Below are 26,172 nucleotides of genomic sequence, written 5' to 3'. Positions count from 1 at the left end.
GATGTCCGCCGCTGGCGCGACGTTCCGTGGCTGTCACGCCTTGACGATGGAGGCGATCAGTCGTTCGTCGCAAGGGGAGGCCGGGATGAGGACCGCGGAGCAGGTCAGCGGGGTACGTGACGGGGGCGCCGCGCCGCCGGGCGCAAGGGCGGGCGGGGGCCGGGCGCGGAAGCTGCCGTGGCTGATGCTCGCGCTGTGGGTCGGGGTGCTGGCGGTCGCGATACCGCTGTCCGCCAGGCTCGGTGACGTCCAGCGCGACAGCGTCGTGGACTACCTGCCGAACAGCGCGGACTCCACGCGGGCGGCCAAGATCCAGGCGTCGCTGCCCGGCGGCGAGACGACCGACATCGTCGTGGTCTACCACCGCGACGGCGGCCTCACCGCGGCCGACCGGGCCACCGCCGCGCGGCAGACCGCCGAGATCGCCCGTACGAACCGGCTCACCGGGGACGCCCCGCGGGCCGTGCCGTCCAAGGACGGCACCACGCTGATGTACCCGATGTCGACCACGGCGCCGGGCCAGGACTCCCAGGCCAGAACCGACTTCGTGGACGGGGTCAGGGACGTCGCCAAGGGCGGCTCGGGGCTGACGGTGAAGGTCGGCGGACAGGGCGCCCTGGACACCGACAGCGCCGAGGTCTACAGCGCGCTCGGCGGCCCGCTCCTCTACACCACGGTCCTCGTCGTCGCCGTCCTGCTGATCCTCATCTACCGCAGCCCCGTGCTGTGGCTGATCCCGCTGATCTGCGCGGGCGCCGCCGACGTGCTGTCGATGGCGGTCACCTACGGCCTCAACCAGGCGTTCGGCGTCACCGTCAGCGGCCAGAGCTCCGGTGTGATGACCATCCTCGTCTTCGGCGTCGGCACGGACTACGCGCTGCTGCTCGTGGCCCGCTACCGCGAGGAACTGCGCCGCACCGAGCGCCCGTACGACGCCATGCGCACCGCCCTGCGCAAAGCCGCGCCCGCGGTCCTGGCCTCCGCGGGCACCGTCGCCGCGGGCATGCTCTGCCTGCTGGCCGCGGACCTCAACAGCAGCCGGGGCATGGGCCCGACGGCCGCCGTGGGCGTCGTCTGCGCGCTGCTCGCCATGGTGACGCTGCTGCCCGCCGTCCTCGTCGTCCTCGGCCGCCGCGTGTTCTGGCCGCTGATCCCCGCCCACGGCAGCGAGCCGAAGCAGCGGCGCGGCGCCTTCGTCGCGATCGGCGACGGCGTCGGCCGCAGGCCGGTCGCGGTGCTCGTCGGCGGTGTGCTGCTGCTCGGCGCCCTCGCCGTCGGCGTGCTCAACCTGCCCGGCAGCGTCAAGCAGCAGGACATGTTCAGCAGCGAGCCCGACGCGATCACCGCCATGCGGATTCTCGGCGCGGCCTACCCCGACCAGGGCAGCCGTCCCGTCGCCGTCATCGCGCCCGCCGACCGCGCCGAGGCCGCGCGGGCCGCCGCCCGCTCCACCCGAGGCGTCACCGACGTGCGCGCCGGGCGCACCGCCGACGGCTGGAGCGAATTCTTCGTCACCACCGCGGGCCCGCCGCAGACCGCGGCCGAGACCGCCACCATCAAGGCCCTGCGCACCGGACTCCCCGGCTCCTACGTCGGCGGCCCCAGCGCCCAGCAGCTCGACCTCCAGCACACCAACCAGCGCGACCGCGGCATCGTCATCCCGATCACCCTCGCAGCCGTCCTGCTCATCCTCGTCCTCCTGCTGCGGTCCCTCGTCGCGCCGCTGCTGCTCGTCGTCGCGGTCGTCGCCGTCTGGGGCGCCGCCCTGGGCATCGGCGGCCTCGTCTTCGGCCCGGTCCTCGGCTTCCACGGCACCGATCCAGGACTCGCGCTGCTCTCCTTCGTCTTCCTCGTCGCCCTCGGCGTCGACTACGGCATCTTCCTCATGCACCGCATGCGCGAAGAAGCGCTCAACGGCGCCGGGCCACGCGAGGCCACCCTCGGCGCGCTCCACTCCACCGGCGGCGTCATCACCTCGGCAGGTGTCGTCCTGGCCGCGACCTTCTCCGTCCTGATGAACATGCCTCTCGTCCAGCTCGCGGAACTCGGCTTCGTCATCGCCGTCGGCGTCCTGCTCGACACCTTCCTCGTCCGCACCTTCCTGGTGACCTCGGCCGCGCTGCTGCTGCGCCGCCGGGTCTGGTGGCCCGGCGCCCTGAGCCGCCCGGCGCCGGGCGAACGGGGGTGAGCCCGCGAGGGCGCCGCGTGACGCGCCAGGACGCGGCGCTCGCGGCGGGGCTGGCGGCGCTGTCGGTGCCGCTGGCCCTGCTGACGCCGGGGACGCGTCCCGACGCGCTGGGCTGGACGCTGCTGGTCTGCTGCCAGATCCCGCTGCTGTGGCGGCGGACGCACACGACGGCTGCGCTGGTGGTGACGGTCGCCTTCCTCGGGCCGTACCACGCGCTCGGGTATCCGCACGCGGCGCCGGTGCTGGGCTCGATGACGCTGCTGTTCACGGCGGCGGCCACGAGCCCGGTGTGGCGGGCGGCGGCCATCGGGACGGTGGTCGTCGGCGGCACGGTGGCGGCGGACTGGGTCTCGGACGCCGGGGGAGCGGTGGACACGCTGCGGACCTCGGGCTGGATCGCGGCGGTGCTGGTGGCGGGCGCGACCGTGCGCGTGCACCGCCAGTTGGTGGCCGCGACTACGCAGCGGGCCGAGCGCGCCGAGCGGACGCGGGAGGAGGTGGCGGCCCGGCGGGTGGCGGAGGAACGGCTGCGGATCGCCCGTGACCTGCACGACCTGCTCGCGCACAGCATCACGCTGATCGGTGTGCAGACGGCGGTGGCCGCGCACGTGATGACGGTGGCGCCCGAGGAGTTCGACCGGGCGGCGGTGTCCAAGGCGCTGGACGGCATCGCGGACACCTGCCGCGCGGCCCGCGTCGAGGTGCGCACCACGCTGGAGGTGCTGCGGTACGGCGAACGGGCCGCCGACGAGGGGCCGTTGCCCGGTCTGGCCGCGCTGTCGGACCTCGCCCGCCCGGCCGGGGCCCGGCTCCACGTGCTTACGGCGCGAGGTGCTTCCTCCGGCGGCGCGGACCCGCACATCCCGCCCGCCGTCGAGGCCGCCGCGTACCGCATCGTGCAGGAGGCCCTGACGAACACCACCCGGCACGCGGGGGCCGGGGCGCGGGCCGAGGTGACCGTGCGCGTCGGCCCCGGCTCGCTGCTGGTCGAGATCACCGACGACGGCGGGGCGGCCGTCGGCACGGGGCCCGGGCCCGGCCCCGGACCCACCTTCCACCTCGGCCCTCACGACAGCCCTCACGACAGCCCTCACGACGGCCCGGCCCACGGCCCCGCCCAGGGGCCCGACCTCGGCCCCGGCTTCGGTCTGATCGGCATGCGCGAACGCGTCCGCAGCGTCGGCGGCACCCTGACGGCGGGCCCTCTCGCCGGAGGCGGATTCCGGGTCGCGGCCGACCTCCCGCTGACCCCCCGCGCGCACGCGTGTACGGACGGGGCCGCCGCACCGCACGACCCCGCCTGACGCGCCCCGCCGCGCGGGGGACCGGCGCCCGCGACCGCGCCCAACTGGTCCTCAACCGCTGTGAGTCGGGCCCGGTCACGCCCGCGCGGCGGCCGGTGCGGGCGGCCCTGATTCGCGCGGAAAATCGAGGGTTTGACGCCTTCGTTACTCCTTTGGGGGAACGGTCGCGGGAAGCGTCGGCACGTGCCGCGCGCATGCTGACCATGAAGGGTGACCACTTCTAGGGGGAGGCGCGTCCGCGGTTGGACGGCGCTGCTTGTCGTGACGATGGCGGCAGGATCGTGGGGACTCGGCGCGGTGGCCTCGGCCGAGCCGCGCGCGCGGTGCCCGGCGGGAGCGGGCCACGGCAGAGCGGAGTCATGCCCCGCCGAGCCGTCCCGTCACCCGTCGCACCACGCGTCGCCCGTACCGTCCGAGGCCGCGTCGCCCGCGCCGTCGCACCGCGCGTCGCCCGGTCCGGAACCGACCCGGACGTCGACACCCACACCCGCACCGACACGGACGCGGCCCTCCCGGCCCGATCCCACGTCCCCGCCCACCCGGGCACCCACACCCAATCCCGCTCCCACGACCGCGCCCGCGCCCGAACCGACGCGTACGGCCGCGCCCACGTCTGTTCCCACCCACAGGACCGATCCCGAGCCCACGGCCGCGCCGACGACCTCGCCCGCGCCCAGCCGTGTGCCCGACCGCCACGAGCCCGTACGGCACCAGCCGACGCACCACGAGCCCGTACGGCACGACCCCGGTCATCACGGCCCGGACCACGCTGACCCGGATCACCACGACCCCGGGCACCACGACCCCGCGGACCACGACCCCGGACGGCACCGGCCCGATCATCACGGGCCCGGTTACCACCACCCCGACCCGTATGTGCCCTGGTGCGGGTACTGGCCGGACCAGTGGCCCTGGACGTGGCTCTGCCACCGCCACCACCACCATCCGAAGCCGTGCCCGACCCCGACACCGACCCCCACGCCGACTCCCACCCCCACACCGACTCCTACGCCCACGCCCACACCGACACCGACCCCGACTCCGACCCCCACGCCGACACCCACTCCGACCCCGACTCCCACGCCGAGTCAGAAAGCCGCGGTGACGCCACGTCCCAGACCCGCGCCGAAGCCCCCGGCGCCCGCACCCGTACCGCAGCCCGTACCCACCGCCGCACCCGTACCGGCTCCCGCGCCGGTGCCGCGGTCCCAACCCGCGCCGCCCGCCGCCCCGGTGGCGGTGCACTGGCCGGAGAAGGCGCCGGCGCCGGTCGCGGCGCCGCAGGAGCACCGCCGGTCGCTGATGATCACGATGATGCTCACCACCGTGCCCGCCGTGCTGGCCGTCGCCGTCCTGCGGCCCGGCTCCTCCGGCTCCAACTCCGGTCGCAGCAGGAACAACTGAACGTGAAACAAGGGGGATTTCCGCATGTCGCAGTGGTTGGCGCTGGTGATCGCGATGGCCGCGGTCTGCGCTGTGGTCCTCGGCGTGGTCGTGCTGCGTACGCGCAAGGTCCACGAGGACGACGATCCGTCGGAGACACCCGACGTCATCGAGTACATGGTCATGATGATCGGCGTGGTCTACGCGATCGTGCTCGGTCTGGCCATCGCCGGCGTCTGGGAGGGGAGGAGCGGGGCACAGGCCGAAGTCCTCGCCGAGGCACAGGCGTTGCACGAGGTGAGCGCGCGGGCGCAGGTGTATCCCGTTGACGTACGCGACCGGATCCGCGCGGACGTGAACGCCTACGCGGCGTTCGTGGCCGACAAGGAGTGGCCGTACATGAAGAACCACGGCGAACTGGATCCGCGGGGCAACGCGTTGCTCGACACGCTCCGCAAGGACGTCTCGCAGTACGCGCCCACGTCCGACCTCGGCGCCCAGGCGTACCAGCCGCTGGTCGACGAGGTCGCCGCCGTCGACGAGGCCCGCACGTCGCGCAGCCAGAGCGTGGGCGCGACGATGCCGGGGATGGTGTGGTTCGGCCTGATCACCGGCGCGCTGGTGACGGTCGGACTGATCTTCACCCTCCAGATCCGGCGCTCACCGAAGGAGTTGCTGCTCGCCGGTCTGTTCAGCGCGCTCATCGCCTTCCTGCTGTTCCTGATCTGGGACCTCGACGATCCCTTCGGCGGCGGACTCGCCGTCTCCGCCGACGTCTTCCGGGACCTGGTACTGCGCCGCTGACCAGGGCGCGCGCCCCGGCGGACACGGCCGGGAACGCGCACGGCGGACGCGGCTGGGAACGCGCCCGGCGGACACAACGAAGCGGCTCCCCTGCCAGGCCGGGCAGGGGAGCCGCTTTCAGGAGAACCGCCGTGCGGTCAGCGCCAGTTGGACACGTTCACGTTCTCCAGGATGCCGAGCGCGTCGGGCACCAGGACGGCCGCGGAGAAGTACGTGCTGACGAGGTAGCTGATGATCGCCTTGTCGTCGATACCCATGAAACGGACGTTGAGCCCCGGCTCGTACTCGTCGGGCAGCCCGGTCTGGTTGAGACCGATGACGCCCTGGTTGTCCTCGCCGCTGCGGACCGCGATGATCGCGCTGGTACGAGCGGTGCTGACCGGGATCTTGTTGCAGCTCAGGATGGGCACACCGCGCCAGCCGGGAACGGTGTGGCCGTGCACCTCCACCGGGTCGGGGTAGAGGCCCGCCCTGGTGCACTCGCGGCCGAAGGCGGCGATGGCCCGCGGGTGGGCGAGGAAGAACTTGGTGCCGCGGCGCCTGCTGAGCAGCTCGTCGAGGTCGTCGGGGAGCGGCGGGCCCGCGTGCGGCTGGATGCGCTGGTCGTAGTCCGCGTTGTGCAGCAGCCCGAACTCGGGGTTGTTGATCAGCTCGTGTTCCTGGCGCTCGCGCAACGCCTCGACGGTGAGCTTGAGTTGCTGCTCGGTCTGGTTCATCGGCTCGTTGTAGAGGTCCGCGACACGGCTGTGGACGCGCAGCACGGTCTGGGCGACGCTCAGCTCGTACTCGCGCGGCTTGACCTCGTAGTCGACGTAGGTGCCGGGCAGCGCTTCCTCGCCCTTGTGGCCCGACGCCAGCTCGATCGCGGCCTCACCGCGCTTGTTGACCCGCTGCCGCGGGATCGCGCGGTGCGCCTCCAGGTGCGTGCGCAGCGCCTCTGACTGTCCGAGCAGCGGTTCGAGCTCCTGCCGGGGCAGGGCCAGCACCGTGGTGACGGTGGCCGCGCGGGCCGTGTACTCCCACTCGCCGTCGGCGCCGAGCAGCGCCTGGTCGCCGAAGTGGTCGCCGTCGGCGAGGACTCCGAGCCGGGTCGGCTCGCCGTAGGACCCCTCGCCGAGCTTCTCGACCTTGCCGTGCGCCAGCAGATAGACGGTGTCCGCGGGCGTCCCGGCTTCGGCGATGACCTCGCCCGGCGCGAATTCACGCTGGACGAAACGGTCCGCCAGCGCGGTCAGCGCGCCGACGTCGTTGAACGAGCGCAGCGCGGCCAGCTCGCCCAGCTCCTGCGGGATCACCCGGACCTCGGACCCCGTCTTCACGAAGGTCACGCGCCCGTCGCCGACCGAGTAGCTCAGCCGGCGGTTCACCCGGTACGTGCCCGCGTTGACCTGCACCCAGGGCAGTACGCGCAGCAGCCACCGGGAGGAAATGCCCTGCATCTGCGGGGCGGACTTGGTGGTCGTCGCCAGATTCCTGGCGGCCGACGTGTCCAGACTCGTACGCGCCTGGTCGTCGTGCGGATTGCCGAGTGCGGTGTCCTGGCCCGCATCAACCGACATGTGCTGTCCTTCCCGTAAGCGGGTGATACGGCCTCATTCTTTCCGTGACGCAGAGTGCTGCCTATTGCCGAAACGAGTGAGAATACTTTCCGAAAATCCGGATCGCGGCTTTTGGTGGGGCGCACGGGGCGCGCGACCCCGCGCGCGCTCGAACCCGTGTGCGTCAGGGGGGAGTTCGGGGGCAACCGGTGGGTGGGGACGCCACCCGGCGCCGCCGCACCGCACGAGCACCGCCGGCCCCGAGGGCCGGCTTACAGGAGGTCCGGGATGTTCGCCGCAATCGGGGCAGTCATCTTCGCCATCGCGTACATCATCAACGCCACGAGCACGAGCACGGACGCGGGCTTCACGCCGATCAGTCTGCTGCTCGCGGGACTGGTCTTCGTCGCACTGCACCTGGCGGGCGTCGGATCGGGCTGGGCGGTCCCCAGCAGACGGCGTCGTCGCCGCTGACCGGGTGCGGGACCGCACCCGAGGTGAGGCGGCGGCCACGCGGCGGTCAGGAACCACCGCTCGCGGTGGCCGCGGCGGCTACAGCGCCTCGACGACCGAGCCGCGGTCCGGGGGCGTCACCTGCGGCGGGATGGTGAGCGGCACGGCGGCCAGCGCCGCGGCCAGCGCGCTGCGGCGCTCCCGGCGGAAGACGTACGCGGCGAAGGCGCCGGCGCCCAGCAGCGCGACGAACGACATCAGGGTGCCGAGCCAGCTCGCGCCCAGCCACTTGCCGCCGATCCAGCCGAGTCCGACGCTGTACGTCGCCCAGGCGACCCCGGCCAGCGCCGACCAGGGCAGGAACTCGCGCGGGCTGCGGCGGGCGGCGCCCGCGCCCAGGCTGACCACACTGCGGCCGGCCGGTGCGAAGCGGGCGAGGATCACCAGGGCGCCGCCGCCCTGGTGCAGTACCTGTCCGAGCCGTTCGTGCGCGCCCGCCAGGCGCCGCGAGGACGCCACTCTCCGGTCGAACCAGTCCCCGCCGCGGAAGGCCAGCCGGTACGCCAGCAGGTCGCCGAGGCAGGACGCGACGGCGGCGCACACCAGCAGCGCGAAGACGTCGAGCATGTCGTCGCGTGAGCTGGCGGTCCCGGCGGTGGCGGCACTGATCACCAGCACACCGCTCGGCAGCACCGGCACGAAGACGTCGAGGATCACGGAACTCGCCACGAGCACGTAGATCCAGGGCCAGTCGAAAAGGGAGCCCAGGCCTTGCAGCACCGCGCCTCCTCGTCCTTGGCCGAATTCGTACCCGTGGAGCGCCCGTCTGATGCCGGGCACCTCGTACTTGCCGTGCTGTCCGGCTCTCCGTCGGCGTTCCGCCTCGTCGAACCGGGTCCTGAAGGGGTGCTGTCCGGTGGTCGAAGATCTTCATCCACCGTCAGCCGTACAGCGTACGCCAAGGGGCACCGCCGGAACCGGCGAGGGCACGTGACGTAGTAGACATCACTACGAGAATACTTTCCGCCGGGACCGTTCATCGCTGATCAGAGAACTGATCGGAAATCCGTACGATCCGCGCGGGAATCGGCGGGGGCGCCGGGCGGGCGCCCGCCTACAGTGACGCTGTGGCTTCCGCACCCGCTCCTCCAGTGTCCACCCACGAGACGCTGTCCACGTCGCTGGCCTCGAATTCCTCCCTGCTGCCGGTCGACAAGACCCTCGGCTTCGTTCTCGCCGCGCTGCTCGTGGCGGCCGCCGGGGTCGCCGCGTACGCCAGGCTCGCCGACGAGCACGACAACTACGCGCGCGGCATCGCCCTGGCGGGCCTCAGGGCGGCCGTACAGCTCGCGGTGGTCGCCGCCCTCATCGGCTGGGTCGTCAAGCACCAGGCGGCGCTGCTGGGCTTCGTGGCGCTGATGTTCGCGGTCGCGTCGCGGACCGCGGGGCGCCGGATCACCCGCAACCGCACCTGGTGGTGGGCCGCGGTGCCCGTCGCGGCGGGCGCGCTGCCGGTGGTCGTCGTGCTCGTGCTGACCGGCCTGGTGCCGATCGACGGGATCGCGCTCATCCCCGTGGCCGGAATCCTCATCGGCGGCGCGCTCACCGCCACCGTGCTCGGCGGGCGGCGCGCCCTGGAGGAGCTGAAGCTGCGCGCGGGCGAGGTGGAGGCCGCGATGGCGCTGGGCTTCTCCGACCGCGACGCGCGCCTGGAGATCGCCAGACCGGCCGCCTCCGGGGCGCTGGTCCCCGGCCTCGACCAGACCAGGACGGTGGGCCTGGTGACCCTGCCCGGCGCCTTCGTGGGCATGCTGCTGGGCGGCGCGAGCCCCGTGTCGGCCGGGGCCGTGCAGTTCTTCGTCCTCATCGCGCTGATGGCCGTCCAGGCGGTCGCGGTCTCCGTCGTCCTGGAACTGGTCGCGCGGGGCCGCATCACCCGCGTTCCGGCCCTGTGACCGGGCCTTCGGACCGGGGGACCTGGCCCCGCGACCTCGCGGTGCGGTACCCCGTTCGGGCGTCGCGTAGACTCGTCGGAGCAGAAGGGGAGTAGCTCTTCGCCGGACCGTCGACATACTGCTCAGTTCAGCCGCAGTTCGCTGTTCTGAGCCGGCGCCCGGAGGCGGATGTGCCGCGCGATGCGCGTACAGCCCGCCAGCGAGACCTTCGGCCGCAGTGTTCCGACGCTGCCGTGCCGAAGCGATCTCAGATACGGCTTGACGTTCCCCTGGATCTCTCGGTGCGGCGCCCGACCGATTGAGGACCAGACCCCGTGCTCAGCCTGACCGTCATCGCCGTCGTCTTCGGCGTGATCTTCCTCGCCGAACTCCCCGACAAGACCGCGCTCGCCGGGCTCATGCTCGGCACCCGCTACCGCGCCTCGTACGTCTTCGTGGGCGTCGCCGCCGCCTTCGTCGTCCACGTCGCCCTCGCCATCGCCGCGGGCAGCCTGCTCACCCTGCTGCCGCACCGCTGGGTCCAGGGCGTGGTCGGACTGCTCTTCCTCGGCGGCGCGGCCATGCTGCTCTTCTCCAAGGGCGACGACGAGGAGGAGGTGCGCGAGCCCGCCAACCAGAGCTTCTGGAAGGTCTCGGGCACCGGCTTCATGCTCATCCTGGTCGCCGAATTCGGTGACCTGACGCAGATCATGACCGCCAACCTCGCCGCCCGCTACGACGACCCGGTCTCGGTCGGCATCGGCGCCGTCCTCGGCCTGTGGGCGGTCGCGGCCCTGGGCATCTTCGGCGGGCGGCTGCTCATGAAGCGGGTGCCGCTGGCGCTGATCACGAAGATCGCGGCAGCTGTGATGGTGGTGCTCGCCGGATTCAGCCTGTACGAGGCCGCCGCGGGCTGACGTTCCGCGGGGCCGTACGGCACGGCGGGCCGGACCCTGACGAGGGTCCGGCCCGTTCGTCGCGTCCGTACGTCTCAGTCGACGACGATACGGAGGCCGCCGTCCGCGACGGCCTCTACCCGTACCCGCTCCAGTGAGTCGACGTGCGCGGTGGGCGCGTGGACCGCGGCGCGCGGGCCGACGCCGATCACGCGCATTCCGGCGGCCCGCGCCGCCGCGATGCCGACCTCGGCGTCCTCGAACACCACGCAGTCCTCGGGCGCGAAGCCCAGCTCCGCCGCGCCCTTCAGAAAGCCCTCGGGGTCCGGCTTGCTCGCGCTCACCCGCTCCGCGGTCACCATGACGGGCGGCAGCGGCAGGCCCGCGGCGGCCATCCTGGTCGTGGCCAGCTCCTCGCTCGCCGAGGTCACCAGCGCGTGCGGGCGGCCGTCGAGCGAGGCCAGGAAGGCGGTGGCACCGGGCACCTGCACGACACCGTCGGTGTCGGCGGTCTCCTCGGCGAGCATCAGCGCGTTCTCCGCGTAGTTCTCTGCCATCGGGCGGTCGGGGAGCAGGACGGCCATCGTCGCGTGGCCCTGGCGGCCGTGCACGACCTTCAGCACCGCGTCGGCGTCCAGGCCGTGGCGGCCGGCCCAGGCGCGCCAGCAGCGCTCCACGACGGCGTCCGAATTCACCAGCGTTCCGTCCATGTCCAGCAGCAGGGCTTTCGCGGAGAGGACGGGCATGTTCTGGGGCTCCTCGGCACATCGGTGATCAACGGCAACGTGGTTCCGCCCGCCGGTCAGGGAAGCGGGCGGAACCACTTTGTTCCCTCACGGTACAAAAGTGGGGCGCTCAGCGCCAGTCCCCCTGGTCCACGTACTGCAACAGGCCCCATGTGAAGTGCGCGACCACCCTCGCGCCGCCGCCGGGCGGTGTCAGCGCCACGCGGGTACGGCTCGGCGCGTCCGGCGGCAGCGGTTCCGCGGGCGGGAAGGCCCTGGCCGCGTCGTCCACCGTGCACGACCACGGCGTCAGGTCGGCCACCTCCCGCAGCCTTGGCGCGGGCGCTTCCGGGGCCCGTACCAGCCACTCGTTCCACACCGCCGAGCCGCCGCCCGGTGCGCACAGCACCTCGAATCTCAGGTCCGGCCACAGGGGCGTCGGCCAGCGCAGGGCCCGGCACGTCAGGTCGCCGATCCGCCGCTCCTCCTCCGTCTCCGGAGGGCCCAGCGCCGTCCTGTACCTCCGCTCACCGGTCGGGAACGTGCGCGAGTGGACTCTCGCCTGCCATCTCTTGTGCGCCTCGCGCGCCTGGGCGTGTGTCGCTCCCAGCGACCGGAGCGCCTCGTCCACCAATTCCGGTTGGTGGTCCGCCATTCTTCGCAGCAGCATCAGCTGGAACTCCGCGACCCCGAACGCCTGCGTGACCATCCTTCGACCCTAGAACCTCCGCCCCCCAGGCGGGGCGCCGCCCGCGCGGGCTCGCGCGGCCCGCCCCCACCGGCCGGTGGTCCGGGGACAACCGGTCTGCCCCGCTGGGGCGGGTGGTGACGTGCGGGGGCGTCGTGGCTTGTCGCGCAGTTCCCCGCGCCCCTTGAAAGATCGGCTCGCCGTCCGGGCGAAAGACGGTGCGCCTCGTCAGGGGCGCGGGGAACTGCGCGGGTAACCCACCACCGGCCGGTGGTCCGGGGACAACCGGCCGGCCCCGCTGGGGCGGGTGGTGAGGTGCGGGGGCGTCGTGGCTGGTGGCGCAGTTCCCCGCGCCCCCAAAAGATCGGCTCGCCGTCCGGACGAAAGGCGGTGCGCCCCGTTAGGGGCGCGGGGAACGGCGCGGCCAGCCCCCACCGGCCGGTGGTCCGGGGACTACCGGATTGCCCCGCTGGGGCGGGTGGTGAGGTGCGGGAGCGTCGGGGCGGAGCCCGGGGTCTTGAGGGGGCGCCCGACCTTCGGAAAGCGGCGCTAGCTGGTTTGGTGTTCGAGGGTGGTGCGGGTTTGGGGGCCGTAGACGCCGATGGGGTCGCCGCGGACGCCGTACCAGATCTGGAACATGGCGACGGCCTCGCGAACCCCTTGGTCGTAGGAGCCGTTGACGTGGCCGTGGTAGACCCACACGTCGCGGAGCCGCTGCTGGAGATCGGAGACGGCGGCGCCGGTGTCGCCGAACTGGAGGATCTTGGAGGCGGGGGAGGTCGGGGTGACGGGGGGCGTGGTGGGGGCCGGGTCGGCCGGTGCGGTGGGCGCGGACGGCGTGGAGCCGGTCGTGGCGGGCGCGGCGGGGGCCGACGGGGTGGAGCCGGTGGCGGCGGGAGCCGTCGTGGATGGGGACGGCGGCGCCGTGGCGGTCTCGGGCACCACCGGCGCGGCGGAGGTCGTGGTCGGCGCGGGCGTGTGGCGCGGGGCGCCGACGGCCACGGTGCCCACGACGGCGGTGGACTCCGTCGGCAGCTCGACGTCCGGCATCGAGGACGTCCGGTCCGGCGGCAGCGCCCGGTCGGTGCGCGGCTCGTCGCCCATGACCTGTCCGGTGACGGCGACGGCGCCCGCGGCCAGCGCGGAGGCGGCGACCGCGGCCGCGGCCACCACCAGGCCCCGTCTGCGGCGCCGGTGCCTGCCCCGGTCCTGGTACAGCCCGGTCCCGGCCGCCGCCCCGGCGAACGCGGCCGGGGTCCCGGCCTCGGCGTCCCCCCTCGGCGCGTACTCCACGCCGGAGTACAGCGCGGCGAACAGCCCGACATCGGCGGTCTCGGGACCGCCGTCGCCGGGCGCCAGCAGCGGCCGTACGGTCGTCTCGCCCGCCTCGCCGTCCGGCTCGGCGACGTAGGGGCGCATCCGCAGCGGGTGGAAGCCCTCGGTGGCGGCGAGCGCGGCGGCCCGCGCGGCGGAACGCTCCGCCGCCCGCGTCTCCCCGCCCTCGTCCTGCTCGCCGGGGAGGCCGGGCGGGCCCGGCTCGGCCGAGTCGTCCCAGGTGACCAGGGCCCCCGGCGGCACCAGCTCGCTCGGCGGCGGCGTCGGCCGCGGGGCGGTCACCTCGGGCGAAGCGTGCGGCACCCCGGGCACGACCGGTATCCCCGCCGAGGACGACTCGGCGTCCCCCTCGCGGGCAGCGTCCGGCTGCGGCGCCACTGGTTCCCCTCCCGGCCGTCGTTCGCATTTCGCATATTCGCAAAGACGTGCCGATTATGCCGACCTCCGGCGGCGAGCGCAGCCCGCTGACCGCACAAGTGGGCGAGTATCGGAGGCCAAAGTCGTACAAATGGTGGGAATATAAGGTTCCGACCGTCGGGGGATGACGCGAGGAGCCGTTCCATGGCCCAGGACACCACGACCGCCGCGGGCCCGGCGGCGGCAGAGCCGGGGCAGCACCAGGACAAGCGAGCGGTGCGGATCGCGATCAGCGCCCTGGCGCTCGGCATGCTGCTGGCCGCCCTCGACCAGACCATCGTGTCCACCGCGCTGCCCACGATCGTCAGCGAACTGGGCGGCATCGACCACCTGTCGTGGGTGGTGACGGCCTATCTGCTGGCGTCGACCGCGGCCACCCCGCTGTGGGGCAAGCTCGGCGACATGTACGGCAGGAAGCGGCTCTTCCAGACCGTCATCGTGATCTTCCTGATCGGCTCCGTACTCTGCGGAATCGCCCAGAACATGGGCGAGTTGATCGCCTTCCGGGCCCTCCAGGGCCTGGGCGGCGGCGGGTTGATCGTGCTGTCGATGGCCATCGTCGGCGACATCGTGCCGCCGCGCGACCGCGGTCGCTACCAGGGCGTGTTCGGCGGGGTGTTCGGCGCGGCGAGCGTCCTCGGGCCGCTGCTGGGCGGGGTGTTCACCGAGCAGCTCTCCTGGCGCTGGGTGTTCTACATCAACCTCCCCATCGGGATCATCGCGCTCGCCGTGATCGCCGCGGTGCTGCACATCCCGGTCCGCCGTACGGCCCACCGGATCGACTACCTCGGCATGGCGGTGATCGCCGCAGCGGCGACCTGCCTGGTGCTGATGACCTCGCTCGGCGGCACCACATGGGCGTGGAGTTCGGCCGGGATCATCGGCCTCGCGGTCGCCGGAGTCGTCCTCATCGGGCTGTTCGTGGCCATCGAGCGCCGCGCGCAGGAGCCGGTGCTGCCGCCGAAGCTGTTCCGCAACCGTACGTTCCTGCTCTGCTCGGTGATCTCCTTCATCATCGGCTTCGCGATGTTCGGCGCGATGACGTTCCTGCCGACCTTCCTCCAGGTCGTGCACGGCTTCTCGCCCACGCTGTCCGGCGTGCACATGATCCCGATGGTGATCGGCATGCTGCTGTCGTCCACGGTGTCGGGGCAGATCGTCAGCCGCACCGGCCACTACAAGGTCTTCCCGATCGCGGGCACCGGCGTCATCGCCGTCGGACTCATCCTGCTGCACACCCTGGACGAGACGACCAGCACCTGGGTGATGAGCCTGTACTTCCTGGTCTTCGGCCTCGGTCTCGGCCTGGTGATGCAGGTGCTGGTGCTGGCCGTGCAGAACGCCGTCGGGTACGAGGACCTGGGCTCGGCCACCTCGGGCGCCACCTTCTTCCGCTCCATCGGCGCGTCCTTCGGCGTCTCGCTGTTCGGCACGATCTTCGCCAACCGCCTTTCCGACGAGCTGACATCGGCCTTCGCGGGCAAGTCGCTGCCCGCCGGGGTCAATCCGGCGCAGTTCCAGGCCGACCCGACGGCGGTCGGCAAGCTGCCCGCGGCCGTCAAGGGGCCCGTGCTGCACGCGTATTCGAACTCGATCACCACCGTCTTCCTGTGGGCGGTGCCGATCGTGCTGGTCGGCTTCCTGCTGGCGTGGCTGCTCAAGGAGCAGCCGCTGCGGGGCACGGTGACCGTGCCGGACGCCAGCGAGACGCTCGGCACCAACCCGGTGGAGCGGTCCTCGCTCGACGAGATCGCCCGCTGCCTTTCGCTGCTCGGCAGCCGGGAAGCCCGCCGCGACCTCTACACCCGGATCACCGGTCTGGCCGGGCTCGACATCCACCCCGCCACGAGCTGGCTGCTGTTGCGGCTGGCCCACGACGGCGAGGGCGACCCGGTCGAGCTGGCCGCCCGTACCACCGTGCCCGCCGAGGTCATCGAGGCGGCGGCCGACGAGTCGCTGTCCCGCGGCTTCGCCGTACGCGACGGCGGTCCGCTGGTCCTCACCGCGTCCGGACACGCGCTGGCCGGACGCCTGACCGAGGCGCGGCGCACGGTCCTCGCCGATCTGCTCGGCGACTGGGACCCGGCCGCCCACGCCGACCTGGCCGCCCTGGTCACGAAGCTGAGCGGCGAACTGTGCGGCGGCGACGGGGACCGCCCCGAGGGCCGTACGCGGCACCAGTCGGCGGCCGGCGGTACGCCTCCGGCCTGAGGGTTCGAGCCCGTCGTCCTGAAGCCGTCCGTTTGCGGTGCCTGGCAGTGGCAAGCCGAGCAGGGAGAGAACGTCACTGTCTGACGACCCGTAGGAACGGGAGGCACGCCATGTCCACCGGAGCGACTGTAGCCATCGTCGTAGTGGCGCTGATTGTCCTGGCGCTGATCGCGACCCTGGTGATGAGGGGCGACGGTACGGGAGGTGTGGGTTCGGGAGCGCGGCTGAAGCATCGCTTCGGACCCGAGTACGACCGCGTGCTCGAACGGCACGACGGCGATGTGAAGGCCACCCGGGCGGAACTCGCCGAGCGGGTCAAGCGCCACGGCGACCTCGAACTGCGACCCGTCTCCGAGCAGGAGCGGGAGCGGTACACCGCCGCTTGGACCGCCCTCCAGGCGCGGTTCGTGGACGAGCCCGTCGCGGCGGTCGGCCAGGCCGACGCGCTGATCGGCGAGATCGCCGCCGACCGGGGCTTCCCGGCCGCGCGGGAGCCGGAGCACTTCGACGCGCTGTCCGTCCACCACCCGCACGCGGTGCACGGTTACCGCCAGGCCCACACGCTGGTCGACTCCGTAGGGGCCCCCGGTTCCGCGGCGCCGCAGAAGCGGCAGTCCACGGAAGACCTGCGCAAGGCGCTGCTGGGCGCGCGAGGGCTCTTCGACGAGCTGATGACCGAGAGCGCGCGCGGAACGAAGAACACCACGGAGCGGGCTGACGAGGCCGACGAGCCCGTCGTGGAGCACGACGCCGCGGCCGACGAGGACGCGAAGGCGGGCGGTCGGCGCGGTGCGCTCGGCGGCCGGTTCGCGGCCCTTAGCGGCGGGCGGCGGGAGCACGACGACGCGGACGAACGTCTGTGACGTTCGGCTGGGCGCCGCTCGACCCCCCAAGCGGGGTGCACCACCCTGCGCCGGCCGGACGAGTCGGCTCAGCAGGACCACGGACAGGGAGATGAAGCGATGAGTGACCGCGACACCGAGAAGACCGGTACCGACCGGGCCGAGGCCGAGAAGACCGAGGCGGAGAAGGCCGCGACCGGCACCGACAGGACCGGCACGGACCGCAGCAGCGCGGACCGGACCGGCACGGAGCGCAACGGCACGGACAGGATCGGGTCCGGCAAGACCCGGACGACCACGTACGGGAGCGGGAGCGGGACCGGCACTGGGACCGGGTCCGAGTCCGAGGCCGACAAGGCCGAGACCGGCACCGGGAGCCGGGCCGCCTCCAAGGCGTCGTCCGGGACCGACCGGCCCGGCAGACTGGACAGGTCCGAGTTCTCCGAACAGCGGGAGAAGGAGCCCGAAGCGGCTTCCTCCACCGGCTCGGGCACGTCGGCCCGTTGGACCTCGGGGGCCTCCAAGTCCTCCGAGACCGCTGAGGCCGCCGAAACCGCTGAGGCTGCCGGGACCTCCGGCTCCGACACCGGGCGGGCGACGACCGGCACGGGTACGGGTACCAGCGCGAGCACGTCCGTACCGGCGCCGCGTACGCCCGCCGAGTCGACGACCGGGACCACCGCGACCGAGCCGGAGGCCGAGCGCACGTCCGGTCCCGGCACCGGGACCTCGGCGTTCGCCACCAAGCCCGGCACCGCCTCCGAGACGGAGACCACGGCCACGCGTACGGACACGTCCACGCCCGCGTCCATACGTACGGACACCTCCACGCCTGAGTCCGCACGTACGGACACGTCCGCACACACGGACACGTCCACGACCGCGACGGACAGCACGTCCGGAGCGGCCGACGGCGGGGCCGAGGAAGTGGACCGGCTGAGCCGACGGATGGACCGCGCGGTCGGCGGCTTCGTGGACGACCCGAAGCGCGCCGTGCGCGAGGCGGACGCCGTACTGGACGAGGCCGCGGCGCGGCTGACCCGGTTGCTGGAGGAGCGGCGCACCGCGCTGCGCGGGTCGTGGCACGGTGACGACGGAAGCGACGGCACCGGGACCGAGGAGTTGCGGATCGCGCTCACCAAGTACCGCGACATGACACGGCAGTTGCTGACGACCGGCATCTGACGCCGCAGCCGGACCGGACCGCGCGCGGGCGCAGGCGCGCGGCCGACGGCTGACGACAGCGGACGGACGGGGGCTCTCACCTACGGTGAGGGCCCCCGTAGTCGACTCGCAGTTCCTTGACGCCGTTGATCCACGCCGAGCGCAGCCGCCGCGGGTCGCCGAGCAGCCGGATGTCCGGCAGATTGTCGGCGATGGCGTTGAACATCAGGTTGATCTCCAGCTTGGCGAGATTCGCGCCGAGGCAGTAGTGCGGGCCCCCGCCGCCGTACCCGAGGTGCGGGTTGGGATCGCGCAGGATGTCGAACGTGCCCGGGTCGTCGAAGACTTCGGGGTCGTTGTTGGCGGAGGAGTAGAACATCCCCACCCGGTCGCCCGCCTTGATCTTCGCGCCGCCGAGTTCGGTGTCCCGGGTGGCGGTGCGCTGGAAGGACACGATCGGGGTGGCCCAGCGGACGATCTCGTCCGATGTCGTGTCCGGGCGCCGCTCCTTGAACAGCTCCCACTGCTCGGGGTGGGTCAGGAACGCGTGCATGCCGTGGGTGATGGCGTTGCGCGTCGTCTCGTTGCCCGCGACGGTCAACACGAGCACGAAGAAGCCGAACTCGTCGGAGGTCAGGCTGCCTTCGTCGGACGCGGCGACGAGTTTGCTGACGATGTCGGCGGCCGGGCACTGCTTGCGGGCGGCGGCCATGTTCATCGCGTACGAGATCAGCTCCATCGCCGACTCGGCGCCGATCTCCTCGGTGATGGCGAGTTCCGGGTCGTCGTACGCGGCCATCTTGTTCGACCAGTCGAAGAGCTTGAGCCGGTCGTCCTGCGGCACGCCGATGAGTTCGGCGATGGCCTGGAGCGGGAGTTCGCACGCGACGTCGGTGACGAAGTTCCCCCGGCCCGCCTCCGCCGCGCCGGTCACGATCCGCTGGGCGCGGGCCCGCAGCGCGTCCTCCAGGGCCCGTATCGCCCGCGGGGTGAAGCCGCGCTGGACGATCTGCCGCAGCCGGGTGTGCTCGGGCGGGTCCATATTGAGCATGATGAAGCGCTGCACGTCGATCTGGTCGCGGCTGATCCGGTCGTTGAAGCGGATGATCGCGGTGTTGGTGTACGAGGAGAAGACCTCCGGGTTGGTCGACACCGCCTTGACGTCCGCGTGCCGGGTCACCACCCAGTAGCCGTCGTCTCCGAAACCCGCGGTGTTGTGCGGCTGGGCGTTCCACCACACCGGGGCGGTCCGCCGGAGTTCGGCCAGTTCCGGGAGGGGGACGCGGTCCTGGTAGACGTCCGGATCGGTGAAGTCGAAGCCTTCGGGAAGCGCGGGACAGGGCATCGGCACTCCAGGTCTGACGTGTCATAAGTTGTCTGACGGTCCATCAGATATACGACCGAAGGTAGTAACGAGTTCCACAAGTCGCAAGGGCCGCGGGCGTGTGGATCACGTACGGGAACGACGTGGGCCGTGCGCGACTCTTGCGCGCGCCGTACCGCGGGTAATAAGACTGCGGGAAGAACTAGAACGCGTACTAGTTTAGTTGAGAAGAGGACGAGCTTCATGGCCGCTGAACCCGTCATCGTCGAAGCCGTACGCACCCCGATCGGCAAGCGCGGCGGCGCGCTCGCCAACCTCCACCCCGCCTATCTGCTCGGCGAGACCTACCGCGAACTGCTCGGCCGCACCGGCATCCAGGCCGACGCCGTCGAGCAGATCGTCGGCGGCACCGTCACCCACGCCGGGGAACAGTCCATGAACCCCGCGCGCAACGCCTGGCTCGCCGTCGGCCTGCCCTACGAGACCGCCGCGACCACCGTCGACTGCCAGTGCGGGTCCTCGCAGCAGGCCAACCACATGGTGGCCAACATGGTCGCCGCGGGCGTCATCGACATCGGCATCGGCTGCGGAGTCGAGGCCATGTCGCGGGTGCCGCTGGGCAGCGGCTCCAAGCACGGGCCCGGCAAGCCGTTCCCCGACGAGTGGAACGTCGACCTGCCCAACCAGTTCGAGGCCGCCGAACGGATCGCCCGCCGCCGCGGACTCACCCGCGAGCACGTCGACCGGCTCGGCCTCATCTCGCAGGAACGCGCCGCCCGCGCCTGGGCCGAGGAGCGCTTCAAGCGCGAGACCTTCGCCGTCCAGGTGCCCACCACCGAGGTCGAGCAGCACGCCGGGCTCGGCATGTGGCGGCTGGTCGACCGCGACCAGGGCCCGCGGGACACCACCATGGACGGGCTCGCCGGGCTCAAGCCCGTCATGCCCACCGCCGTCCACACCGCGGGGAACTCCTCGCAGATCTCCGACGGCGCCTCCGCCGTGATGTGGGCCTCCAAGAAGATGGCCCGCGCCCTGCACCTGCGCCCCCGCGCCCGGATCGTCGCCCAGGCCCTGGTCGGCTCCGACCCGCACTTCCACCTCGACGGACCCGTCGACGCCACTCGCGCCGTCCTCGGCAAGGCCGGGATGACGCTGCGGGACATCGACGTCGTCGAGATCAACGAAGCCTTCGCCTCCGTCGTCCTGTCCTGGGCCCAGGTCTTCGACCAGGACCTCGAAAAGGTCAACGTCAACGGCGGCGCCATCGCGCTCGGCCACCCCGTCGGCGCCACCGGCGCCCGGCTGATCACCACCGCGCTGCACGAACTGGAGCGCGCCGACAAGGAGTTCGCCCTGATCACGATGTGCGCGGGCGGCGCGCTCGCCACGGGCACGATCATCCAGCGGCTGTGAAGCACCGCCCGGACGAGCCCCGCGCGGGGGTCAGCGCTGCCTGCGGCCCTTGCGGCCGCTGAGCAGGAAGCCCACGCCGACGCTCGCGACGAAGAAGATGCTGACGATCAGCCACGTACTGGTGCCCGCCGATCCGCCGTCCTTCTTCGTGTCGCCGGTCGGGCTGGGCGAGGCCGTCGCGCTCGCCGCCGTCACGCGCGACCGCGTGTCGGGCGACGCGGCGACGGCGGACGGCGCCGCCGTCAGGGCGGCCAGTGCCAGGACGGCGACGGTGGCCACGGTGGTGGCGCGGCGGCGCAGGAGCATGAGGAACACCCTAACGTCCCGGTGCCGCGCTATACGGCCCGGTACGTCACCGGGTCGGACCCCGGCACGGGCTCGGCGCGCCCCGCCTTGGTCAGCCGCCGCAGATGCGCCTCGGTCTCGGAGACGGCGATGGTCCGCGAGGACGCGGGGATGCGCGACCAGGGACGGTTCCAGGGCAGCGCCTCGGCGAGCTGCCAGGGGGTGCGGGGGCCGGGGGTGATGAGGGCGAGGAGCTCGGCCAGGCGTGCGGCGTGGTGCTCCAGGAGCTCGCCGACCCGGCCGGCGGCGCCCGCGAAGGCGTACTGGTGCGCCGGGAGCACCTGGGCGGGGGCCAGGCGGGCGATGCGTTCGAGCGAGTCGAGGTAGTCGCCGAGCGGGTCGGTCTCGACGACGGCGTCCGGGTCCTCGTACAGGCCGATGTGCGGCGAGATCTCCGGCAGGAGGTGGTCACCGGAGAACAGCCGGCGGCTCTCCTCCAGATACAGGCAGACGTGCCCCGGCGTGTGTCCTGGCGTCCACACCGCGCGCAGCCGGCGGCCCGCCAGCGGCAGCCGCTCGCCGGGGACGATCTCGCGGTCCGGCAGCGCGGGCGGCCGTCCCGGCAGCGCCTGCCCGCCGTACTCGCGCAGCGGCGCCAGGTGCTCCTCGGGCGCGCCCGCCGCCGCCAGCCGCGCCAGCAGGTACTCCACCCACACACCCGGCTCGGCCTCCCGCGTGCGCCGCACCACGTCGATGTCGGCCGCGTGCATCGCGATCCACGCCCCCGACGCCTCCCGCACCCGCGCGCTCAGCCCGTGGTGGTCGGGATGGTGGTGCGTCACCAGCACCCCCAGGACGTCACCCACCGACGTGCCCGCCTCCCGCAGCCCGCGCTCCAGCGCCGCGAACGAGTCCGGATGGTCCCACCCGCTGTCCACCAGCACCGGCCCGTCGTCGGTGTCGAGCAGGTGCACCAGCGTGTACCCGAGCGGGTTGTCGGGAATCGGCACCGGCACGCTCCACACCCCGCCGCCGTGGTCGACCACCCGCCCCCGGTCCTCCCGCCGGCCAGCCGTGCCGTGGTCCGCCATGGGATGGCTCCTCTCCGGCCGCCGCTGGGCGTGCCGCGTCCATTGCCCACTATAACGAGAACTGGTATCAGTTCTGACTGAGCGTCAGAAATGGTTCGAGCGGAGACAGCGAGAGCGGCGGAGGCGACAGCGATGAACGATCCCGGTCCTGGTTCCGACTTCATCGAGCACGGAAAGCTGTTCATCGGAGGGGCGTTCGTCGATCCGGCGGGGGACGGGGGGACGATCGAGGTCGTGTCGCCGCACACGGAGCGGGTGTTCGGACGGGTGCCGCACGCGTCGCGGGCGGATGTGGACCGGGCGGTGGCGGCGGCCCGCACCGCGTTCGACGAAGGGCCCTGGCCCCGCTCGACGTTGGCGGAACGGATCGAGGTCGTCGGCCGGATCAAGGACGCCGTCCTGGTCAGGCACGAGGAGATAGCCCGGCTGATCAGCCGGGAGAACGGCTCACCGGTCTCCTGGAGCGTCCTGGCCCAGGCGCTCGGCGCGATGATGGTCTGGGACGCCGCGATCACCGTGGCGCGCGACTTCCGTTACGAGGAGCGGCGGGCCGGAGCGCTCGGGCCGATCCTGGTACGGCGCGAGCCGGTCGGCGTCGTCGCGGCCGTGGTGCCGTGGAACGTACCGCAGTTCACGGCGGCGGCGAAGCTCGGGCCCGCGCTGCTCGCCGGGTGCACGGCGGTGCTCAAGCCGTCGCCGGAGTCGCCGCTCGACGCCTATCTGCTGGCGGAGATCGCGCGGGAGGCCGGGCTGCCTGACGGGGTGCTGAACATCGTGCCCGCCGGACGCGAGGTCAGCGAGTACCTGGTCGGCCACCCCGGCGTGGACAAGGTGTCGTTCACCGGCTCGGTCGCGGCGGGCAAGCGGGTGATGGAGGTGGCCGCGCGCCATCTCACGCGCGTGACACTGGAGTTGGGCGGCAAGTCGGCGGCCGTGATCCTGCCGGACGCGGACCTGACGGCGGCCGTCGCGGGGATCGTGCCCAACGCGTGGATGAACAACGGCCAGGCGTGCGTGGCCCAGACCCGCGTCCTGGCCCCCCGTACCCACTACGACGAGATCGCCGAGCGGCTGGCGGCGGCGGCCTCCGCGCTGGTGGTCGGCGACCCGCTGGACCCGGCCACCGAGGTCGGCCCGCTGGTCGCGGAACGCCAGCGGCAGCGCTCCCTGGACTACATCGCGATCGGCCAGCGCGAGGGCGCCAAGGTGCTGACCGGCGGCGGCCGGCCGAGCGGCCTGGACACCGGCTGGTACGTCGAGCCGACGCTGTTCGGCGACGTCGCGCCGGGGATGCGGATCGCCCGCGAGGAGATCTTCGGCCCGGTGATCTGCCTGCTGCCGTACGACGACGAGGCCGACGCCGTACGCATCGCCAACGACTCCGACTACGGCCTGTCCGGCAGCGTGTGGACCTCCGACACCGAGCACGGCATCGACATCGCGCGCCAGGTGCGTACCGGCACGTACTCCGTCAACACCTTCAGCCTCGACATGCTCGGCCCCTTCGGCGGCTACAAGGACTCAGGTCTCGGGCGGGAGTTCGGGCCCGAGGGGTTCAGCGAGTACCTGGAGCACAAGATGATCCACCTCCCGGCCGACTACCCGGCCGCCCCGGCGCGGGAGGCCGCCGGGGCAGCGGGCGCGGCGGGCGGCGCGGCGGGCGGCACCGACTGATGGGCGACCGCTGGCACGTGGACGTGGACCGCTCCGTCTGCATCGGCTCGGGACTGTGCGCGATCGGCGCCCCCGGCGCCTTCGTGCTGGGCGGCGTGCCCCGCCAGTCCCGCGCGGTGGAGGCGGAGGCGGACGCCTCGGAGGGCCTCCTCGCGGCGGCCGAGAGCTGCCCGGTGGAGGCCATCACCCTGACCGTGCAGGGGTCGGGAGAGCCGGTCTTCCCGCCGGAGGAGTGACCGGACGGACGGTGTGAACAGCCCGCCCGGCCGGAATCACCCGGCCGGGCTACCCGTCGTCACCCTTGCGGGCGGGGCCGCCGGGCCGCCGGGCCGCCGGGCCGGACTGGCCCGGACCGGGCGCGGCGGCCCGGAACCGTCCCCGCCTCACCCGCCGCGTTTGATGGCCCGCAGAAAGCGGGCCAGCGCGGTCGGCGTCGTACACAGCACGACCCCTGGGTCGTCGCTCTCGCGGAGCAGGACCGCGCCGCCGTCCTCGGCCAGCTCGACGCACTCGCCCTGTTCCTGCGAGTACGTGGACTTCTGCCAAACGAGCGGCGCGGGCGCGATCATCGGCGGGCCTTTCAGAGGTCTTGGGAGATGTCGCGGATGAAGTCCCGTGACCGGGACTGATCCAGCGCAACCTCCGCGAGAGTGTTGTAGAGCACGCGGTAATTGGACAGATGCGGTGCCGCGTGCAGAAAGCTGATGCCGTGTGCGGAGTCGATCTGAACGGTGTCGAGCGGCCGTACCGGACCGCTCGCGTAGAGCATCGCGTGGCCGGAACCTATGTGACCGTCCACCGCGAAGGGGATCACGCGCACGCTGATGTGCGGCAGATGGCTCAGCTCCTGGATGTGTTCGAGCTGGGCGCGCGCCACCTTCCCGCCGCCGAACCGCATACGCAGCGCGGCCTCGTGGATCAGCGCCTCGTACGGCGGCGCCGTCTCCCGGTAGAGCACTCCCGAACGCTCCATGCGCTGGGCCACCCGCGCCTCCAGCTCGTTGTCCGGCAACGGCGGGATGGCGTAGCCGAAGACCGTACGGGTGTAGTCCTCGGTCTGGAACACACCCGGAATGTGGGTGATCTGGATGGTACGGAGCCGGGTGGCGTGGTGTTCGAGCTCGGCGATGTCCAGCAGCCCGGCCGGTACGACGCCGCGGTAGGTCTCCCACCAGCCCTTGCGGCCCTGGCTGTTGGCCATGACCACGAGCGCGTCGATCAGCGCGGTGTCGCCGCACTCGTAGAACGCCGCGAGTCTGCGTAACCGCTCCTCGCTCACGCCGAGCCGCCCGGCCTCGATGTGGCTCACCTTCGCCGGGTCGGTGCCGAGCAGCCGCGCGGTGTCCCGCGCGGTGATCGCTGCGGCTTCCCGCATTTTCCGTAGCTCCGCACCGAGGCGCTCCTGGCGGGCGGTTGCGGTGCTTCTGAGCGGCATGGTGTCCCTTCTGAATGGTGGTTCCGAGTCTGCCGTTCCGCTCACGCGGGGTCCAGATCGTTTCTGGAAATTTCGGAGACAAGGTTGCAGTGGGGCATTATTGCCCCATATGCTGCGCGCGCTTAGGCGCACGCGGACAGTCAACTCCCTTAAGGTGTAAGTGTGTTGACCGGGTATCCGGTTACCGGCGATCCCGCTCCGACGGTACGACGGGCGACGGGTCGGCGAGGGCCCGGTGAAGTTCCCGTGAAGGGGTCGTGGGTCCCCGGTCGCCGGGCGGTGGCGGCCAGCCACGGTCGTGATCTTCGCCCGTGATCTTCGCCCGTGATCTTCGCCCGTGATCTTCACCCGCGATCTTCGCCCGTGACCCTCGGCCGGGAGCGCGCCGGGCCGCGCCCGCGCGGGCGCTACTCGGGGGACGTCAGGTCGATCAGACGGCAGACCGTCTGGATGTCGATCTTCACCTGGGCGATCGAGGCCCGGCCGGAGAGCCAGGTGACCAGCGCGGAGTGCCAGGTGTGCTCGATGACCCGGACGGCCGAGAGCTGCTCGGCCGTGGGGGGCGCGTCCAGGCCCATCGCGTCCAGGATGATCGCCGTGGTCAGCCGCGAGACGGTGTCGACCTCGGCGCTGACCGAACGGTCGGCGAAGGTGAGGGCGCGCACCATCGCGTCGGCCAGATGCGGCTCGCGCTGCATCGCGCGGAAGGCCCGCATCAAGGTCTCCGCGACCCGGTCGGCCGGCTCGGCCGCCACCGGGGGCCGCTTGCGCAGCGTCCCGTGCAACTGCCCGAGCTGGTCCTGCATGGTCGCGACCAGCAGATGGATCTTGGAGGGGAAGTAGCGGTAGAGCGTGCCGAGCGCGACGCCCGAGGTCTCGGCGACCTCCCGCATCTGCACGGCGTCGAAACCGCCCCGGCAGGCGAGCTGCGCGCTGGTGTGCAGGATGCGGCGGCGCCGGGCCTCCTGCCGCTCCGTCAGCGGCGGCGAGTGCGGCGCGGGGGAGTGCGACGGTACGCGCGGCAGCGGCGGGCTGGACGGCTTGGAGTCAGTGCTCATGTGTCCCATC

The 26,172-nt window shown here is 72.5% G+C and carries 24 protein-coding genes; 13 read left to right on the top strand and 11 right to left on the bottom strand.

All coding sequences use genetic code 11. The features are described 5' to 3' along the window. Positions 1 to 184: 184 nt before the first annotated feature. The 4 genes from ACFY9V_RS08085 (at position 185) to ACFY9V_RS08070 (ending at position 5,679) form a co-directional block, all read left to right on the top strand. Positions 185 to 2,188 (top strand): MMPL family transporter, encoded by a 2,004-nt coding sequence (locus ACFY9V_RS08085; RefSeq protein ID WP_391160603.1) that lies wholly within the window; start codon positions 185 to 187, stop codon positions 2,186 to 2,188. Between the two features lie 17 nt (positions 2,189 to 2,205). Beyond that, positions 2,206 to 3,492 (top strand): histidine kinase, encoded by a 1,287-nt coding sequence (locus ACFY9V_RS08080; protein WP_391160170.1) that lies wholly within the window; start codon positions 2,206 to 2,208, stop codon positions 3,490 to 3,492. A 1,101-nt stretch (positions 3,493 to 4,593) separates the two neighbouring features. Continuing rightward, positions 4,594 to 4,896, top strand: a complete 303-nt coding sequence (locus tag ACFY9V_RS08075; protein WP_391160168.1) for a hypothetical protein — start codon at positions 4,594 to 4,596, stop codon at positions 4,894 to 4,896. Positions 4,897 to 4,920: 24 nt separating this feature from the next. Continuing rightward, entirely contained in the window at positions 4,921 to 5,679 is a 759-nt protein-coding gene (locus tag ACFY9V_RS08070; RefSeq protein ID WP_391160167.1) for a DUF4239 domain-containing protein, read from the top strand. Between the two features lie 137 nt (positions 5,680 to 5,816). Here the strand turns inward: ACFY9V_RS08070 and ACFY9V_RS08065 are convergent, their stop codons facing one another. Continuing rightward, positions 5,817 to 7,238, bottom strand: a complete 1,422-nt coding sequence (locus ACFY9V_RS08065; protein WP_355349985.1) for a family 2B encapsulin nanocompartment shell protein — start codon at positions 7,236 to 7,238, stop codon at positions 5,817 to 5,819. 267 nt (positions 7,239 to 7,505) lie between these two features. Here ACFY9V_RS08065 and ACFY9V_RS08060 point away from each other — a divergent pair, with 267 nt between their 5' ends. Next, positions 7,506 to 7,691: a hypothetical protein gene (locus ACFY9V_RS08060; RefSeq protein ID WP_188285091.1), complete on the top strand. Its 186-nt coding sequence runs from the start codon at positions 7,506 to 7,508 to the stop codon at positions 7,689 to 7,691. Between the two features lie 78 nt (positions 7,692 to 7,769). Here ACFY9V_RS08060 and ACFY9V_RS08055 read toward each other — a convergent pair whose 3' ends face one another. Beyond that, the gene (locus ACFY9V_RS08055; protein WP_355349989.1) at positions 7,770 to 8,450 is read right to left on the bottom strand and encodes a VTT domain-containing protein; all 681 of its coding nucleotides are present in this window, start codon (positions 8,448 to 8,450) and stop codon (positions 7,770 to 7,772) included. Between the two features lie 401 nt (positions 8,451 to 8,851). Here ACFY9V_RS08055 and ACFY9V_RS08050 point away from each other — a divergent pair, with 401 nt between their 5' ends. Both ACFY9V_RS08050 and ACFY9V_RS08045 read left to right on the top strand, forming a co-directional pair. Next, complete coding sequence (locus ACFY9V_RS08050; protein WP_355350004.1) at positions 8,852 to 9,625, top strand: ABC transporter permease; 774 nt, start codon at positions 8,852 to 8,854, stop codon at positions 9,623 to 9,625. Positions 9,626 to 9,939: 314 nt separating this feature from the next. Continuing rightward, the gene (locus tag ACFY9V_RS08045) at positions 9,940 to 10,521 is read left to right on the top strand and encodes a TMEM165/GDT1 family protein (RefSeq protein WP_355349992.1); all 582 of its coding nucleotides are present in this window, start codon (positions 9,940 to 9,942) and stop codon (positions 10,519 to 10,521) included. Between the two features lie 74 nt (positions 10,522 to 10,595). On the opposite strand, the gene ACFY9V_RS08040 is transcribed toward ACFY9V_RS08045, so the two are convergent. From ACFY9V_RS08040 to ACFY9V_RS08030, 3 genes are all read right to left on the bottom strand, one after another. Continuing rightward, positions 10,596 to 11,246, bottom strand: coding sequence for an HAD-IA family hydrolase (locus ACFY9V_RS08040; protein WP_355349995.1), 651 nt, complete (start codon positions 11,244 to 11,246; stop codon positions 10,596 to 10,598). Between the two features lie 109 nt (positions 11,247 to 11,355). Next, complete coding sequence (locus ACFY9V_RS08035) at positions 11,356 to 11,934, bottom strand: hypothetical protein (protein ID WP_391160164.1); 579 nt, start codon at positions 11,932 to 11,934, stop codon at positions 11,356 to 11,358. A gap of 528 nt (positions 11,935 to 12,462) precedes the next feature. After that, positions 12,463 to 13,626 (bottom strand): peptidoglycan-binding protein, encoded by a 1,164-nt coding sequence (locus tag ACFY9V_RS08030; RefSeq protein WP_391160161.1) that lies wholly within the window; start codon positions 13,624 to 13,626, stop codon positions 12,463 to 12,465. A gap of 183 nt (positions 13,627 to 13,809) precedes the next feature. Between ACFY9V_RS08030 and ACFY9V_RS08025 the strand changes: the two genes are divergently transcribed. The 3 genes from ACFY9V_RS08025 to ACFY9V_RS08015 all read left to right on the top strand — a co-directional run bounded on the left by ACFY9V_RS08025 (position 13,810) and on the right by ACFY9V_RS08015 (position 17,903). Further along, a complete protein-coding gene (locus ACFY9V_RS08025) occupies positions 13,810 to 15,876 on the top strand; it encodes a DHA2 family efflux MFS transporter permease subunit (RefSeq protein WP_391160159.1) in 2,067 nt (688 codons plus the stop codon). Between the two features lie 110 nt (positions 15,877 to 15,986). After that, positions 15,987 to 16,739: a hypothetical protein gene (locus ACFY9V_RS08020; protein WP_355345432.1), complete on the top strand. Its 753-nt coding sequence runs from the start codon at positions 15,987 to 15,989 to the stop codon at positions 16,737 to 16,739. A gap of 99 nt (positions 16,740 to 16,838) precedes the next feature. Further along, on the top strand, positions 16,839 to 17,903 hold the full coding sequence (locus ACFY9V_RS08015; protein ID WP_391160157.1) for a hypothetical protein: 1,065 nt from the start codon (positions 16,839 to 16,841) through the stop codon (positions 17,901 to 17,903). Between the two features lie 76 nt (positions 17,904 to 17,979). Here the strand turns inward: ACFY9V_RS08015 and ACFY9V_RS08010 are convergent, their stop codons facing one another. Continuing rightward, positions 17,980 to 19,227: a cytochrome P450 gene (locus ACFY9V_RS08010; RefSeq protein WP_391116527.1), complete on the bottom strand. Its 1,248-nt coding sequence runs from the start codon at positions 19,225 to 19,227 to the stop codon at positions 17,980 to 17,982. 222 nt (positions 19,228 to 19,449) lie between these two features. Between ACFY9V_RS08010 and ACFY9V_RS08005 the strand changes: the two genes are divergently transcribed. Further along, positions 19,450 to 20,619, top strand: a complete 1,170-nt coding sequence (locus tag ACFY9V_RS08005; protein ID WP_391160155.1) for a steroid 3-ketoacyl-CoA thiolase — start codon at positions 19,450 to 19,452, stop codon at positions 20,617 to 20,619. Between the two features lie 30 nt (positions 20,620 to 20,649). On the opposite strand, the gene ACFY9V_RS08000 is transcribed toward ACFY9V_RS08005, so the two are convergent. Together ACFY9V_RS08000 and ACFY9V_RS07995 are read right to left on the bottom strand one after the other, a co-directional pair. Next, positions 20,650 to 20,925, bottom strand: coding sequence for a hypothetical protein (locus ACFY9V_RS08000; protein WP_391047311.1), 276 nt, complete (start codon positions 20,923 to 20,925; stop codon positions 20,650 to 20,652). 29 nt (positions 20,926 to 20,954) lie between these two features. Beyond that, a complete protein-coding gene (locus ACFY9V_RS07995; RefSeq protein WP_355345417.1) occupies positions 20,955 to 21,995 on the bottom strand; it encodes an MBL fold metallo-hydrolase in 1,041 nt (346 codons plus the stop codon). A 132-nt stretch (positions 21,996 to 22,127) separates the two neighbouring features. Between ACFY9V_RS07995 and ACFY9V_RS07990 the strand changes: the two genes are divergently transcribed. Both ACFY9V_RS07990 and ACFY9V_RS07985 read left to right on the top strand, forming a co-directional pair. After that, the gene (locus ACFY9V_RS07990; RefSeq protein ID WP_391160152.1) at positions 22,128 to 23,669 is read left to right on the top strand and encodes an aldehyde dehydrogenase family protein; all 1,542 of its coding nucleotides are present in this window, start codon (positions 22,128 to 22,130) and stop codon (positions 23,667 to 23,669) included. Beyond that, positions 23,669 to 23,905, top strand: coding sequence for a ferredoxin (locus ACFY9V_RS07985; protein ID WP_355345411.1), 237 nt, complete (start codon positions 23,669 to 23,671; stop codon positions 23,903 to 23,905). The genes ACFY9V_RS07990 and ACFY9V_RS07985 overlap by 1 nt, the downstream gene beginning before the upstream one ends. Positions 23,906 to 24,052: 147 nt before the next feature. On the opposite strand, the gene ACFY9V_RS07980 is transcribed toward ACFY9V_RS07985, so the two are convergent. From ACFY9V_RS07980 to ACFY9V_RS07970, 3 genes are all read right to left on the bottom strand, one after another. Beyond that, entirely contained in the window at positions 24,053 to 24,238 is a 186-nt protein-coding gene (locus tag ACFY9V_RS07980) for a DUF397 domain-containing protein (RefSeq protein WP_188285067.1), read from the bottom strand. A gap of 11 nt (positions 24,239 to 24,249) precedes the next feature. Continuing rightward, positions 24,250 to 25,104: a helix-turn-helix transcriptional regulator gene (locus ACFY9V_RS07975; RefSeq protein WP_188285066.1), complete on the bottom strand. Its 855-nt coding sequence runs from the start codon at positions 25,102 to 25,104 to the stop codon at positions 24,250 to 24,252. 407 nt (positions 25,105 to 25,511) lie between these two features. Further along, entirely contained in the window at positions 25,512 to 26,162 is a 651-nt protein-coding gene (locus ACFY9V_RS07970) for a TetR family transcriptional regulator (RefSeq protein WP_188285065.1), read from the bottom strand. Positions 26,163 to 26,172 lie beyond the last annotated feature (10 nt).

It is taken from the genome of Streptomyces sp. NPDC008317 (assembly GCF_042955955.1).
Lineage (GTDB): Bacteria > Actinomycetota > Actinomycetes > Streptomycetales > Streptomycetaceae > Actinacidiphila.
This window is presented reverse-complemented; position numbering and strand designations above follow the sequence as displayed.

Coding starts and splice junctions, on each gene's coding strand:
- ACFY9V_RS07985 (WP_355345411.1), top strand. CDS start 23,669: ATGGGCGACCGCTGGCACGTGGACGTGGACCGCTCCGTCTGCATCGGC.
- ACFY9V_RS08070 (WP_391160167.1), top strand. CDS start 4,921: ATGTCGCAGTGGTTGGCGCTGGTGATCGCGATGGCCGCGGTCTGCGCT.
- ACFY9V_RS08065 (WP_355349985.1), bottom strand. CDS start 7,238: ATGTCGGTTGATGCGGGCCAGGACACCGCACTCGGCAATCCGCACGAC.
- ACFY9V_RS08020 (WP_355345432.1), top strand. CDS start 15,987: ATGTCCACCGGAGCGACTGTAGCCATCGTCGTAGTGGCGCTGATTGTC.
- ACFY9V_RS08085 (WP_391160603.1), top strand. CDS start 185: ATGCTCGCGCTGTGGGTCGGGGTGCTGGCGGTCGCGATACCGCTGTCC.
- ACFY9V_RS07970 (WP_188285065.1), bottom strand. CDS start 26,162: ATGAGCACTGACTCCAAGCCGTCCAGCCCGCCGCTGCCGCGCGTACCG.
- ACFY9V_RS08040 (WP_355349995.1), bottom strand. CDS start 11,246: ATGCCCGTCCTCTCCGCGAAAGCCCTGCTGCTGGACATGGACGGAACG.
- ACFY9V_RS07975 (WP_188285066.1), bottom strand. CDS start 25,104: ATGCCGCTCAGAAGCACCGCAACCGCCCGCCAGGAGCGCCTCGGTGCG.
- ACFY9V_RS08015 (WP_391160157.1), top strand. CDS start 16,839: ATGAGTGACCGCGACACCGAGAAGACCGGTACCGACCGGGCCGAGGCC.
- ACFY9V_RS08060 (WP_188285091.1), top strand. CDS start 7,506: ATGTTCGCCGCAATCGGGGCAGTCATCTTCGCCATCGCGTACATCATC.
- ACFY9V_RS07980 (WP_188285067.1), bottom strand. CDS start 24,238: ATGATCGCGCCCGCGCCGCTCGTTTGGCAGAAGTCCACGTACTCGCAG.
- ACFY9V_RS08010 (WP_391116527.1), bottom strand. CDS start 19,227: ATGCCCTGTCCCGCGCTTCCCGAAGGCTTCGACTTCACCGATCCGGAC.
- ACFY9V_RS08025 (WP_391160159.1), top strand. CDS start 13,810: ATGGCCCAGGACACCACGACCGCCGCGGGCCCGGCGGCGGCAGAGCCG.
- ACFY9V_RS07995 (WP_355345417.1), bottom strand. CDS start 21,995: ATGGCGGACCACGGCACGGCTGGCCGGCGGGAGGACCGGGGGCGGGTG.
- ACFY9V_RS08035 (WP_391160164.1), bottom strand. CDS start 11,934: ATGGTCACGCAGGCGTTCGGGGTCGCGGAGTTCCAGCTGATGCTGCTG.
- ACFY9V_RS07990 (WP_391160152.1), top strand. CDS start 22,128: ATGAACGATCCCGGTCCTGGTTCCGACTTCATCGAGCACGGAAAGCTG.
- ACFY9V_RS08005 (WP_391160155.1), top strand. CDS start 19,450: ATGGCCGCTGAACCCGTCATCGTCGAAGCCGTACGCACCCCGATCGGC.
- ACFY9V_RS08000 (WP_391047311.1), bottom strand. CDS start 20,925: ATGCTCCTGCGCCGCCGCGCCACCACCGTGGCCACCGTCGCCGTCCTG.